Source organism: Pseudobutyrivibrio ruminis HUN009, assembly GCF_000703005.1.
GTDB lineage: Bacteria > Bacillota > Clostridia > Lachnospirales > Lachnospiraceae > Pseudobutyrivibrio > Pseudobutyrivibrio ruminis_A.
On sequence record NZ_JNLH01000001.1, the window covers coordinates 2,489,845 to 2,502,838 of the forward strand.

13 protein-coding genes are annotated in these 12,994 nt (G+C 38.7%); 1 reads left to right on the top strand and 12 read right to left on the bottom strand.

Features of this window, described 5'->3' with window-relative positions:
• Positions 1-4 precede the first annotated feature (4 nt).
• Positions 5-400 (top strand): DUF6548 family protein, encoded by a 396-nt coding sequence (locus BO15_RS0111315; protein WP_033154409.1) that lies wholly within the window; start codon positions 5-7, stop codon positions 398-400.
• 49 nt (positions 401-449) lie between these two features.
• On the opposite strand, the gene BO15_RS0111320 is transcribed toward BO15_RS0111315, so the two are convergent.
• The 12 genes from BO15_RS0111320 to BO15_RS0111375 all read right to left on the bottom strand — a co-directional run bounded on the left by BO15_RS0111320 (position 450) and on the right by BO15_RS0111375 (position 12,846).
• Complete coding sequence (locus BO15_RS0111320) at positions 450-2,159, bottom strand: methyl-accepting chemotaxis protein (protein WP_033154410.1); 1,710 nt, start codon at positions 2,157-2,159, stop codon at positions 450-452.
• 161 nt (positions 2,160-2,320) lie between these two features.
• Complete coding sequence (locus tag BO15_RS0111325) at positions 2,321-3,421, bottom strand: DUF4179 domain-containing protein (protein WP_052169905.1); 1,101 nt, start codon at positions 3,419-3,421, stop codon at positions 2,321-2,323.
• Positions 3,418-3,981, bottom strand: a complete 564-nt coding sequence (locus tag BO15_RS0111330) for an RNA polymerase sigma factor (RefSeq protein WP_033154411.1) — start codon at positions 3,979-3,981, stop codon at positions 3,418-3,420. Before BO15_RS0111330 ends, BO15_RS0111325 begins: the two co-directional genes overlap by 4 nt.
• 133 nt (positions 3,982-4,114) lie before the next feature.
• Positions 4,115-4,570: a GAF domain-containing protein gene (locus BO15_RS0111335; RefSeq protein WP_033154412.1), complete on the bottom strand. Its 456-nt coding sequence runs from the start codon at positions 4,568-4,570 to the stop codon at positions 4,115-4,117.
• An 8-nt stretch (positions 4,571-4,578) separates the two neighbouring features.
• On the bottom strand, positions 4,579-4,809 hold the full coding sequence (locus BO15_RS0111340) for a hypothetical protein (RefSeq protein WP_015550048.1): 231 nt from the start codon (positions 4,807-4,809) through the stop codon (positions 4,579-4,581).
• Positions 4,810-4,903: 94 nt separating this feature from the next.
• Positions 4,904-5,215 (bottom strand): YbjQ family protein, encoded by a 312-nt coding sequence (locus tag BO15_RS0111345; RefSeq protein ID WP_033154413.1) that lies wholly within the window; start codon positions 5,213-5,215, stop codon positions 4,904-4,906.
• The gene (locus BO15_RS0111350) at positions 5,196-5,840 is read right to left on the bottom strand and encodes a MerR family transcriptional regulator (protein ID WP_033154414.1); all 645 of its coding nucleotides are present in this window, start codon (positions 5,838-5,840) and stop codon (positions 5,196-5,198) included. The genes BO15_RS0111345 and BO15_RS0111350 overlap by 20 nt, the downstream gene beginning before the upstream one ends.
• Positions 5,837-6,652 carry an alpha/beta fold hydrolase gene (locus tag BO15_RS0111355; RefSeq protein ID WP_033154415.1) on the bottom strand — a complete coding sequence of 272 codons (816 nt, stop codon included), beginning with the start codon at positions 6,650-6,652 and terminating at the stop codon, positions 5,837-5,839. The genes BO15_RS0111350 and BO15_RS0111355 overlap by 4 nt, the downstream gene beginning before the upstream one ends.
• A 3-nt stretch (positions 6,653-6,655) precedes the next feature.
• Positions 6,656-7,450, bottom strand: a complete 795-nt coding sequence (locus tag BO15_RS0111360; protein WP_033154416.1) for a YhfC family intramembrane metalloprotease — start codon at positions 7,448-7,450, stop codon at positions 6,656-6,658.
• Between the two features lie 585 nt (positions 7,451-8,035).
• Positions 8,036-8,425 carry a flavodoxin family protein gene (locus BO15_RS0111365; protein WP_052169906.1) on the bottom strand — a complete coding sequence of 130 codons (390 nt, stop codon included), beginning with the start codon at positions 8,423-8,425 and terminating at the stop codon, positions 8,036-8,038.
• A gap of 150 nt (positions 8,426-8,575) precedes the next feature.
• The gene (carB, locus tag BO15_RS0111370) at positions 8,576-11,776 is read right to left on the bottom strand and encodes a carbamoyl-phosphate synthase large subunit (protein ID WP_033154417.1); all 3,201 of its coding nucleotides are present in this window, start codon (positions 11,774-11,776) and stop codon (positions 8,576-8,578) included.
• Entirely contained in the window at positions 11,776-12,846 is a 1,071-nt protein-coding gene (locus tag BO15_RS0111375; protein ID WP_033154418.1) for a carbamoyl phosphate synthase small subunit, read from the bottom strand. The genes carB and BO15_RS0111375 overlap by 1 nt, the downstream gene beginning before the upstream one ends.
• Positions 12,847-12,994: the final 148 nt, after the last annotated feature.

A 12,994-nucleotide genomic window follows, 5' to 3' on the forward strand; every position in this document is an offset into this window, starting at 1 on the left:
TACTATGAATACAAACAGAATTGTGAATGAAAACTTCTATGATGAATACAAGTACTTCGATTCTGTATTGGCAAAGCGTTTTAAAATTGAGGAAAACGGTGTGGTCAGATATATAAAAGAAATGAAAAATGCCGTAATTGATGTACGAGATGTTTTACCAGAGTGGGATCATACAATCGCTCGCTTACAAAAAATGAAAGTTCGCTACGACAGTCTCAACAATGCCGAAAGCAGCTTTGATGACTTCCAAGGAAAAGACGAGGATGTAGTTTGGATTAAAGTATTCCTGACAAAGCTTGAATCACATGCAGACCCTCTATCTAAATATAGCAAACTAGAATTCACCTATAAAAAACGCAAAAAAGGATTTTTCCAAAAGCTAATGTCATTATTCAAATAAAACAAAAAACCAATCCCCATGACAGGGATTGGTTTTATTATTGTCTTCATCAAATTGTAAATGAATCTTTAATATCTCTAAGCTCATTAGAATTCTCTTCTGTCTCTCCAACGACCTTTACCACACCGTCAGAAAGCATTGCCACATCTGTAGCTTTTTCTGCCACTGTTGTAACAGCCTCTGCTGCCTCACCTACAGTCTTAGAAATCTCATCAACTGAAATAGAAATTGCTGTTGTAGACTCCTGAAGTTCTCCAATCTTATCAGATATCTCTCCTAATACATCAGAGAAATTCTCTGCATCAAGCTTATAGTTATCTGCCATCTTAAGGAAGCTATCGTAATCTTTTGCTACATCGTTCTCGATATATGCAAGTGTTCGTGTTAGGCACTCATTCATCAAGTCTACTGAATTCTGTACCTCTGAAACAATTTCCATAATACCTGCAACTGTATCGCTAGACTGAGTTGCAAGGCCTCCAATCTCAGTAGCTACAACAGCAAAGCCCTTACCTGCCTCGCCTGCACGAGCTGCTTCTATTGATGCATTTAATGCAAGGAGATTTGTCTGGCTTGCAATATCTTGAATTGCAGCAGCAAGAGAATTAACCTTTTCAACAGCCTTTGATTTCTCAAGAGCTTCCTGTCCCTGTGCATTAATCTCTTCGTAAATTCTTTCCGTCTTTTCCTTAGCTGCTACTGTCTCATCATAAACTGCGCTGGCTTTCTTGCGAGTTTGTACAGCATTGTCTGCGCCAACCTTAACTTCATCTGCGATAGCATCAGCATTCTCTTTGATTGCAACTGTTCTTTCACTAATTACATCTGTAGTAGCACTTGTTTCCTGCATGCTCGCAGCAAGCTCCTCAGATGTAGCTGAATTGTCTGCATTGGCAGAATCAATTTCTGCAGTGATGTCTTTAAGTCTAAGAGCATGTCCTTCCAAATCAACAGAAGTATTTGCAATACGTTCCACAATGCTTCGAAGACTCTCTTCCATATCGCCTACTGCTCTAGCCATAATTCCAGTCTCATCTTTTTTATGCTCAATTTTTTCCAATTCATCATTTGCAGAAAAATCAAGTTTTGATACATTACCAATTACGTTTGTAATAATTTTAATTGGACCAGTAATTCCTTTAGCTGAAATGATACCAATAACGAGTACGATAACACCGACTATACATGACAAAAGAATTCCAAGATTTCTAATCTGGTTAATCTCCGCCATAATCTCAGATTCATTTGCCACACAAACTGTAACCCAACCTGCTGACTCTATAACCTGATATGAACTATATTTAGCAACGCCATTCTCATCTACATAATGAATAATACCACTTGGGACATAGGAACCGGTTGGTATTTGTGCCAGTATATTTTTCACATCCTCATTAAATACCTCTGTACCGATTTTATCTTCTTTCTTGTGATATAAGAAAATGCCATCCTGATCTACGACATAAATCGAGCTCGAATCTATACCATTTAAACCTCTTCCCTCAAAAATAGGTTTAAGTACTTCATAGTCTACTCCCTCAAGTCCTTTTGCTGCAATTTCCTGCTCAACGATTTCAGAACATAGAGTAGCTAAATCCTGCATATTGTTTTCGTTTACTTTCTGGATAGTAGCCTTTGCTCTAGGAATAATATAAGCAATGTTAAGCACAAAGAATGCAACAACACTGATTATTATCAGTGCAAGTATCTTCACATAAATTGAATGAAGATTAAGTCCTTCCTTTTTAGACTTTTCCATATAATACTCCTTTCGAAAAAAAATTCTTTTCTATGATATGCTAAAATTGAATTGTGTACAACCTTAATGTGGCAACATATTACAACAATTTTGTGTTTTTTTTATAAAAAAATGAGACATTCCATCCAGAATGTCCCATTTTATTTACGTTATTTATATTTTTACTGTATTTCCACTTCTACTTGATCCACTCCACCGCAGTCAGTTGGCCATAATAGCAATGATTGTACTTCTGAAATATCAATAACTCTATCAAAGCAGCTTGCACACACTGCATACTCTTCGGTTTCATCCGTAAATCCGCTGGAACCTCCGTTTCCAACATAAGGAAATCGAGTGCCATCTTTCATAACAAATCCTGTAAACGAAGGTATTCCTGTGCCATCCTCAGATGCCTCTACTTTTCCATTCACCTTATAGTTCACTGTTATTGAAACAGGTGATATGTCAATAGTTGTGATTGTAAAATTGCTCTCAGGTACATCTTTATTCACTGTTATAGTCTGAGCGTTGCTAGTTGTTGGAAGCTGTAATTCAAAGCTCCAATCACCTTTTACTTGCGCCTCATACTCGGCCTTACCAGGATATATTCCCAGTGATGAAAACTCAATATGAAGAGTGTTTCCAAGGATTGTATTTAATCCATCAACAGCCTGAATTTGGATTACATATTCCAAATCTCCATTCTCATCAAGGTAATGGCCAATGAAGCCATCCTGTTCAAGTGGTGTTCCATCCTCATAAACGCCCATGCCATTGTCATCAATTATAATTCCATCATAGAAGTAGCTACTTCCATTTACCCATGAAGACTCTGAATCTTTCTCATCACCTAAATAATAATCTATATCCACTCCTGGCTCTTCTTTATCAGAAATGCTAAATCCTGAAACTTTAAATGAAACATAAGCAAATTTATCATCTGCAACTACTGTGTCAGGAGCTATAGTGATTCCCTGATCTGTCACTTGGTATGAAGAATAATCAGTAAGCTCAGGATATACGATAGCCTGGCCCTGCTCAGTTAAAGCCTGTTGCTGCGCATCAGATGATTTTAGCGCACCACTCATTCCTCTTCCCCAGAAATGATGTATAGCTGCTGCAGCTGTGGCTGTTGCAAGTAATGCAAAACAGATGCATGCAACAAATGATAATCTCCTATGAAATTTTACAACCTTTTTTCCATCTGAATATCTATATGCTTTTGCTAATACTGTATCGTCGATTCCAACCATACTTAAATACAAATCTCTACTTCTCATGATGCTAAATATCCCTCCCTTACTAATGTTCTCTGTAGCTTTCCTCTTAATCTGCTAAGAGTCACTGATACGTTGTTCTGAGTCATTCCAAACTTTTTAGCAATTGTACTGATATCCTCGGTGTAAAAATATCTACATGAGAAAATATATGCTTCCCTTTCAGGCAAACCATTTACAAAATCCCTGATGATTCGCGATAGTTCTGCCCCTAAAATTGAGCCTTCTACATCACTTGAATCTGGTATACATTCCTCAAGCTCATCAAGTACTTCAGCTATTTCTCCACCGCCTCTTTTTTTCGCTGTCATATTCTCGTATTTATTAAATGCAATGTTACGAGTAATCTTTCCCAAGAAAATTCTAAATATCTGAGGTCTTGTTGGAGGAATTCTTTTCCAAGCCTTCATGTATGTATCATCTAGTGTTTCTTCTACGTCCTCTGGACACTTCAAAATATTTCCTGCTATAGATGCCAGATAATTGCCATACTTAACATCTGTCTCTTCAATTGCACGTTCATTACGATTGAAATATAACTCTATTATCTCCTCGTCTCTCATATTTGCTCCCTTCGAATTGTTATTTGTAGGCCTTACATCTATATAGACAGGAATTAGATTCGTATCTTACAAAAAAATATAAAAAAATTACCCAACTTATTTTACTATAGGTTGAGTAATAATGACTCATTTTTTATTCAAAGGTAATTACTTCTTCTAAAGCTTTTACAAACTTTTCTAATCCAAGCTTATCATCCTCTGAAAATCTATTAAGTTTTGGACTATCAATATCAAGCACCCCCACTACTTTGCCATCCTTGTGAATAGGAACAACAATCTCTGAGTTGGATGCGCTATCGCAGGCTATATGCCCTGGAAATTCATGCACATTTGGTACAACAAGTGTCTCATCATTTCCTGCTGCAGTGCCACACACACCTTTACCAAGAGCTATTCTGATGCATGCAACCTTGCCTTGAAATGGTCCCAATAAAAGAGATCCTTTATTCATCAAGTAAAATCCTGCCCAGTTTAAATCTGGCATTGCATCGTACAAAATTGCCGATGCATTTGAAAGAACTGGGATGAAATTTGGCTCATCCTCAGCTAGTGATTTAATCTGGTCTGCTAGTAAATTATAATCTGTCATATTTCCTCCTACATTACGCAGCTTCTGCCATCTCTGCCTTCCATGTTGTCATCCTTTACATATCTGGCATTGAATTCCATGTTAATCTCTCGAAGCTCCTTTTTCCCTTCTATGTAATCCTCATACATCTCAGCAAGGCCTGCCATGCATCCATCACAGTTTGCCTCAATATTACCAAGAGATTCCTTTACAATTTGCTCTCTTTCTTCTTTTGTTGTGTCTTTAATTAAATATGACATAGCGTATCTCCATTAGAATAAATTTAAATTTTGCACAATTATACATCATAAATATAAAAAGAGCCAGAAGCTTTAACTTCTGGCTCAATGTGTCTTATAAGAACTTTACAGCAGTTCCATAGGCAAGCACCTCTGCTGCTCCCTGCATAACAGATGACGAAGCATATCTCACTCCTACAATAGCATCTGCCCCAAGCTGCTCAGCCTCATCCACCATTCTCTTTGTAGCAATCTGTCTGGCTTCAACAATCATATCTGTATAGCCTTTAATCTCACCACCAACAAGTGTCTTCATACCAGCCATGAAATCCTTACCAAAGTTTTTAGACTGTACGATAGTTCCTTTTACTACTCCAATCACCTCAAACTCCTGTCCTGGAATTGTTTCAATACTTACGAGCTTCATTTATTTCTCCTCCTTCTATTTCCTTTAATCTTTCTTTTAAAGCAAGAAGTGTTCCCACAATCATTGCTCCAAATAACACTATAATAGCAATTACAAATCCAATTGGTGTCTCAGGATCTGTAATTTCAGCCCATCCAATAAAAGCAATCATAGCAACGAAAAATATAATACTTACTGTGGCTGCTATAATTGGACCTCGCTTTGTTTTCTTAATATCAGTTTTATTAACATCCATAAACTTAACGCCCCCTTTCTCAAGTCTCCTCATATCCTCGAGATAAGAATCAGCCTGTAGATTATCAAACTGAACATTGGCTTCTATGATTTTTTTACACATCTCTTTCATGATATCCAGCTCTTTCTGACGATGCGTAAAAAGAGATATGTGGCTATCCAAACAATCTGTCATAGATACCTGTCCTGTTTCCAATTTGCGAATATCCTCAATTGGAACATCCAGGCTTCTAAGGAGCTTAATCTTGTTTAGAAGTCCCACATCCTTCAAGGAATACTCTCTATATCCATTGTCCCTATTTCTCTCTGGGCATATCAATCCCTGGTCTTCATAAAAGCGAATATTCTTTTTTGTAATTCCAACTAGTTCTTCTACTTGATTAATCTTCATGCTGTCTCCAAAAACTCTTCTATTAGCCTGTTAATTTCGTCGGGCTTATCCGTATTTGCGTTATGTCCCGCCCCTTCAATCCAATGAAGTGGCAATCCGGTGCGAGCATGCCAAGCTCTATTGTACCTTTTAGTAGAGCCTGCCATATCCTTTGTGCCACATATAAGCATGGCAGGGCAAGCAATCTCATAAGGAAGCTCTTCCTCCACAGCCTCTACCAAAATCCTATAGCCACCGCCTGCAAGACGTGAGTATCTTTCCTGGTCACCGTCATAGGTCATCATAAACTCCTTCATTAAGGCACGTCCATATTCAGAGGTTGCCACCCCTTTTGTTCCCTGCCGTAAAAGAGTTTTCCAGGGATAATAGCGATACACCGGAGTCATTCTATGAAGTAACCACAATTCAATTCCTGTATAATACTGCTTTTGCAATGGAGCGGAATCAATGGATACAAACCCGACCGCTTTATTAGGAAAAAGCTGCATAAACATCTGACCCAAATATCCACCCATAGACTGCCCTATGATAACAGGCTTATCGAAACCATTTTCCACAAGGATTTCATTTAACCAAGTAGCCTTATCCGCCAAGGAAAAATCCATATCAAATGGATATGAAGTGGCATGAGCTGGTGCATCCCATACAAACACAGGATACTTCCCTTCAAAACACTCAATCTGCATATCAAATAATCTGTGATCTGCAGTTAACCCAGGTAAAAACACTAGCTGTTTATCCTGACACTCACCATTAGTATTTATCCAATAATGAATATTCCCGCATCTGGTACTATAAACCTTTTCGACCATAAACTATTCTCCTAAGGCAATTGTCTGCTCAGCAGAAAATTTCTTATAAACAAATACTGCAATAATGGAAACTATTACAATCAATACGATTTCCACTACTATAACCGGTGCATATCCTGCCACCAAAACAGTTACAAAATCTGCAAAGGCATGTAATGCAATTGATAAGAAAAGTAGCTGAATCTTTCCATCTTTGACTGCCCTATAAACAATATAGGAAAGTGACAGATGTAATGTAATGGCAACAACTCTCTCTACCCCTGCCATATAAAAATCCACTGGGCTAGTAGTCCACAATAATGAAAGCTGATCAATAGTCTGCTGTTTGATATCGCTGTCTAATAACTCCAATGACTTCTCCATCAAACCAGTATTAATCATATAAGCACTAATCAGATTTGATACAGTAGTCAGTCCTACTATAATCATTGCCTCTATTCCACCATGACCAACACCGTACATAAATGCATTTTCTTTATTAAGGAGTCGCTTCATAAACAATTTCATTGAAACAAAACGACCAACCTCTTCAAAGATTCCTGCTGCTAGACCACCATAAATTGCTTTTATAAGGATGTTTCCAGTAAGTGCTTCACCGAACTGGTTAATCATTCCAACATGCAACAACTGCTCTAATACAAGAGCAAATACTACAAATGTAGCAGCCCCTATCCAAAAGCTAATCATTTTTGCTTTTAGCTTGTTCATTGCATATAACAATAATCCTATTGGCAAACCAAATGAAATTAATAGTGTAAAACACATTCCTATCATTGATGCTACCTGTACTGTTTCCATGTCATTCCTCCCATGTATTTTTTTTGACTTGGCCTTGTCTATGCTTGAAATATAAACCTTCCATAAGATGGAAGGTCAACACTTTTCTTAAATTTTGCATATAATCCACATTTATTTTAAAGTATACCATAATCTCTGTCCACTTGCTTCTCTTCTTGCTGAATATGATTTTACAGAACTAGTTAGTACAGTTTTTTTCCTAACACAGTAAAAAATCACTGTACATGAATTATTCATTTTTTTGATATGACAGTTATTTTGATACAATTCTTTAAAATAACTGTACGTAACATTTATCACTATTCCGCTGATACAGTTTTTAATACATTTCATCTGAAAAAAACTGTATCGCAAATATTAGCATACAGTTTTTATTTAAAACTCTATCAAAAAAACTGTATTTTCAAAAATCAAGTTCACTCTGAGAGCATTAGAATACAGTTATTTTCCGATATTAGGTAAAAATAACTGTACAAGGCCCTAAAAAACTTCTAACACTGCCCCAAAGACAACAACAAAAGGATGCCACCTGTATAACACTAGATAGCATCCTTTTATTAATCTTAGTTCACGCCTTTTTTCAATTTATATAAACTTCTTAGCAAATGCTTCTGCCTCTGCAAGCTGCTTATCATTTGGCTTATTTCTAACATAGCAAGTCTCATCAGCAACTTCTATTCCCTTTGCAACTAAAGCTTTCTTAATTAAATCAATAGAGTGCTTTGAAATCCACGAAGTTGAAAATACTACTGCCTTCTTAACCTTACTTCCATCAATGCCTGCTAAATATTCATTCATCACTTTATCAAGGCCATAGGCATACAAAGCACCGCCAATAAATAAAACATCAAGGTCTTCTGTAATCTTTGCGCTATCCTCATCAACAGAAATAGGAATAACACCAGCACCTTTTCCAATTGCCTCCGCAAGAAGCTTTGTATTTCCTGATTTTGAATAATATCTAACTGCTACCATAATTTACCTCCTGAATTATAATCGTTTTTATATGCTATTTAATTGCGTGCAATTTATATTTTTAATATACATCCCAATCCTAACTATGTCAAGCAATAAAAAAAGCTATCCTGCATATCAATGCAAGATAGCTTTAAATCAATCATATATTTATATCTTAGCCACATCCACAAGAGTGTATTCCGTAGGAGCTGATTCAAGTGATGTAGCAAGTGCTACTGCAGTATCGATTGCTGTGATACAGTTTACACCAGTCTCGATAGAGTTTCGACGAATTAGGAATCCATCTCTTGTCTTATCGCCGTGTCCCTGTGTAGGTGTATCGATAACAAGGTCAATCTTGTGACCAAGGATAAGGTCCATAACGTTTGGAGATTCCTGTGAAATCTTGTTAACCTGAAGTGCATCTACACCACCGTCCTGCAAATACTTTGCAGTTGAGCGTGTTGCGTAAATCTTGTAGCCAAGCTTTTCAAATCTCTTTGCAACCTCAAGGGCCTCTGGCTTATCAGCATCCTTTACAGTGATAATCATCTGCTTATGCTTAGGAAGTACAACCCCTGCACCAAGGAAGGCCTTGTAAAGAGCTTCTTCGAATGTCTTTGCAATACCAAGACACTCACCAGTAGATTTCATCTCAGGTCCAAGGCTAATCTCAGCTCCTCGTAACTTCTCGAATGAGAACACTGGCATCTTAATTGCAATGTAGTCAGCTACTGGCTGAAGACCTGGTTTGTATCCCATATCTGTAATTTTGTGACCAAGAATTGCCTTTGCTGCTAGGTCAACAATTGGAATACCTGTTACCTTACTGATGTATGGAACTGTACGTGAGCTTCGTGGGTTTACCTCAATTACATATACCTCTCCGTCCATGGCGATGAACTGGATATTTATCATTCCAAGTACGTGAAGAGCCTTTGCAAGTCGCTCTGTATAATCTACAATCTTGTCCTTAATATCCTGGCTGATTGTGTGAGCAGGATATACCGAAATACTATCACCTGAGTGGATACCAGTACGCTCGATATGCTCCATGATACCAGGAATGAGAATATTCTCACCGTCGCAGATGGCATCAACCTCAATCTCCTTGCCCTGTAAGTACTTATCTACAAGGATTGGATGATCCTGAGCAATTTGATTGATGATGTCCATGAACTTTTCGATTTCTTCATCATTGAAAGCAATCTGCATTCCCTGTCCACCAAGTACATATGAAGGACGAACAAGCACTGGATAACCAAGTCGATTAGCAACTTCCTTTGCTTCCTCTGCTGTAAATACTGTGCCACCGGCAGCCCTTGGAATCTGTGTCTGCTCAAGGATTTCATCGAAGAGCTCTCTATCCTCTGCTGCATCAACATCCTCTGCCTTTGTACCGAGGATAGGCACACCGATTTTCATAAGGTGCTCTGTAAGCTTGATAGCTGTCTGGCCACCGAACTGAACGATTGCTCCATCTGGCTTTTCAAGATTTACAATTGACTCTACATCCTCGTTTGTAAGAGGTTCGAAGTAAAGCTTATCTGCTATATCAAAGTCTGTTGATACTGTTTCTGGGTTGTTGTTTACGATAACTGTCTCCCAGCCTTCCTTTGCAAACGCCCATGTAGCATGAACTGAACAGTAATCAAACTCAACACCCTGACCGATTCTGATAGGACCAGAACCAAGTACAAGTACCTTCTTTCTGTCCTTTGTCTCTACAGCTTCGTTTTCGCTTCCGTAAACACTGTAGTAGTAAGGTGTCATGGCATCAAACTCCGCTGCACATGTATCAACCATCTTGTATGCAGCTACTATGCCGTTGTCATAACGCATCTGACGAACCTGGTCCTCAGTCATCTTGCCATTTAAATGTGCAATTACGCTATCTGGGAACTCGATTCTCTTTGCCTCCTTTAGAAGGTCAACTGTAAGCTCTTCCTGCTGAAGTCTAAGCTCCATTTCAACAAGAATCTTAATTTTATCAATGAACCACATATCAATCTTTGTGATATTGTGAATAGTCTCGTATGATGCTCCTCGTCTAAGGGCTTCAGCGATACAGTAAATTCTTCTATCATCAACAACCTTAAGTGCTTCGTTAAGTTCCTCATCTGTCATATCGCAGAAATCGTAGCTGAGAAGGGAATCTACATGCTGCTCAAGTGAGCGGATTGCCTTCATAAGGGCACCTTCAAAGTTGTTGCAGATAGACATTACTTCGCCAGTAGCCTTCATCTGAGTTGTAAGCTTTCTAGTAGCTGTAATGAACTTATCAAATGGAAGTCTTGGAATCTTTACTACGCAATAATCAAGCATTGGCTCAAATGATGCGTAAGTCTTCTTTGTGATTGCGTTTGGAATCTCGTCAAGTGTATAACCAAGTGCGATCTTTGCTGCTACCTTTGCGATTGGGTATCCTGTAGCTTTTGATGCAAGAGCTGAAGAACGAGATACACGTGGATTTACCTCGATTACGCAGTACTCAAAGCTTTCTGGGTGAAGTGCATACTGTACGTTACATCCACCTGTGATTCCAAGCTCATCTATAATACGAAGTGCAGATGTACGAAGCATCTGATATTCCTTGTCACCAAGTGTCTGTGAAGGAGCAACTACAATTGAGTCACCTGTATGTACACCAACTGGGTCGATGTTTTCCATGTTACATACTGTGATGCAGTTGCCATTGGCATCACGCATTACCTCGTACTCGATTTCCTTCCAACCGGCGATGCAACGCTCAACAAGCACTTCATGTACACGAGAAAGTCTAAGTCCATTTGTAAGGATTTCTACAAGCTCCTGCTGGTTGTTTGCAATACCACCGCCTGAACCACCAAGTGTATAAGCAGGTCTTAAAACTACTGGATATCCGATTGTGTTAGTAAACTTAATACCGTCCTCAACTGTGTTTACAACAAGGGATGCTGCAACAGGCTCACCAAGCTTTTCCATTGTATCCTTGAATGCCTGTCTGTCCTCAGCTCTGAAAATTGTTTCAGCAGTTGTACCGATAAGCTTTACACCTTGCTCCTCAAGAAATCCTGACTCTGCAAGCTCCATACCAAGGTTAAGTCCAGCCTGTCCACCAAGTGTTGGAAGAAGTGAATCTGGCTTTTCCTTAATAATAATCTGCTTTAAAACATCTACTGTAAGAGGCTCTATGTAAACCTGATCAGCTATTTCCTTATCAGTCATGATTGTGGCAGGGTTGGAGTTAACAAGGCAAACCTCGATGCCCTCTTCCTTAAGTGAACGACATGCCTGTGTTCCAGCATAATCGAACTCTGCCGCCTGTCCGATGACGATAGGACCTGAGCCAATCACCATTACTTTCTTAATGTCACTTCTCTTTGGCATTACTGCTCTCCTCCCATCATCTTAATAAATCTATCAAACAAATATCCGCTGTCCTGTGGTCCTGGGCATGCCTCAGGATGGAACTGAACAGTGAAAATGTTCTTTCCTGTATACTTAAGTCCCTCATTTGTTCCATCGTTTACATTCACAAATGCAGGTACTGCAATTTTTTCATCAAGTCCATCTGTATCAACTACATAACCGTGGTTTTGTGATGAAATGTATACTTTGCCAGTCTCCAAATCCTTTACAGGATGGTTGCCACCTCTGTGTCCGTACTTAAGCTTGTGAGTATCTAGACCAGTTGCAAGTGCCATAAGCTGATGTCCAAGGCAAATTGCAAAAATTGGTACATTGCTGTCATAAAGCTTTTTAACCTCATCAATGATAGGCCCGCAGTCCTTTGGATCGCCAGGTCCGTTTGAAAGCATAATACCGTCTGGCTCTGTTGCAAGGATTTCCTTTGCAGGAGTGTGAGCAGGATAAATAGTAACCTCACATCCTCTATCATTAAGAGACTTTGCAATATTTCTCTTTGCACCAAAATCTAATAGTGCCACCTTTTTTCCGTTTCCTGGTAGAACTGTCTTCTCCTGGCAAGTAACCTTTGAAACTACGTCACCTGTTCTATATGCCTGAAGCTTTGGCTTGATTTCATTGAAATTAAAGTGCTCATTTGTAGTAATCATTCCGTTCATTGTTCCGCGGTCGCGTAAGATTTTTGTGAGAGCACGTGTATCGATACCTGAAATTCCGGTGATATTGTGCTTAACCAAGAAATCCTGAATAGTTCCCTTGCAGCGGAAGTTTGATGGAATTCTACTAAGCTCTCTAACAATAAATCCATCAGGCCATGGTCTGCCACTTTCCATATCATCTGTAATACCGTAATTACCAATAAGTGGATATGTCATGCATACGGCCTGGCCTGCATAAGAAGGATCTGTCAGAACTTCCAAATATCCAGTCATAGAAGTATTGAAAACAATCTCACTAACGACCTCTCTGGTAGATCCTATGCTTGTGCCTTCAAATACTGTGCCATCTTCCAAAATTAAAAATGCTTTCATCTTTCCTCTTTTCTACCCTTTTTTTCTCTCGCTCCCTCCCCAGTTCTTCTTATTTACCATCTGATATTTCTAACTATTCTAGTATCGCTTTCGCTATACTCACTAGAATAGCAAGAAATATCAAATGGCATTTAAAAAAAATATGAAG

Excerpts from the sequence above, each read along its gene's own strand:
- BO15_RS0111340 (WP_015550048.1), bottom strand. The coding sequence starts at position 4,809 with ATGTCATATTTAATTAAAGACACAACAAAAGAAGAAAGAGAGCAAATT.
- BO15_RS0111365 (WP_052169906.1), bottom strand. The coding sequence starts at position 8,425 with ATGGTAGCAGTTAGATATTATTCAAAATCAGGAAATACAAAGCTTCTT.
- BO15_RS0111360 (WP_033154416.1), bottom strand. The coding sequence starts at position 7,450 with ATGGAAACAGTACAGGTAGCATCAATGATAGGAATGTGTTTTACACTA.
- BO15_RS0111315 (WP_033154409.1), top strand. The coding sequence starts at position 5 with ATGAATACAAACAGAATTGTGAATGAAAACTTCTATGATGAATACAAG.
- carB (WP_033154417.1), bottom strand. The coding sequence starts at position 11,776 with ATGCCAAAGAGAAGTGACATTAAGAAAGTAATGGTGATTGGCTCAGGT.
- BO15_RS0111335 (WP_033154412.1), bottom strand. The coding sequence starts at position 4,570 with ATGACAGATTATAATTTACTAGCAGACCAGATTAAATCACTAGCTGAG.
- BO15_RS0111355 (WP_033154415.1), bottom strand. The coding sequence starts at position 6,652 with ATGGTCGAAAAGGTTTATAGTACCAGATGCGGGAATATTCATTATTGG.
- BO15_RS0111330 (WP_033154411.1), bottom strand. The coding sequence starts at position 3,981 with ATGAGAGACGAGGAGATAATAGAGTTATATTTCAATCGTAATGAACGT.
- BO15_RS0111320 (WP_033154410.1), bottom strand. The coding sequence starts at position 2,159 with ATGGAAAAGTCTAAAAAGGAAGGACTTAATCTTCATTCAATTTATGTG.
- BO15_RS0111350 (WP_033154414.1), bottom strand. The coding sequence starts at position 5,840 with ATGAAGATTAATCAAGTAGAAGAACTAGTTGGAATTACAAAAAAGAAT.
- BO15_RS0111375 (WP_033154418.1), bottom strand. The coding sequence starts at position 12,846 with ATGAAAGCATTTTTAATTTTGGAAGATGGCACAGTATTTGAAGGCACA.
- BO15_RS0111345 (WP_033154413.1), bottom strand. The coding sequence starts at position 5,215 with ATGAAGCTCGTAAGTATTGAAACAATTCCAGGACAGGAGTTTGAGGTG.
- BO15_RS0111325 (WP_052169905.1), bottom strand. The coding sequence starts at position 3,421 with ATGAGAAGTAGAGATTTGTATTTAAGTATGGTTGGAATCGACGATACA.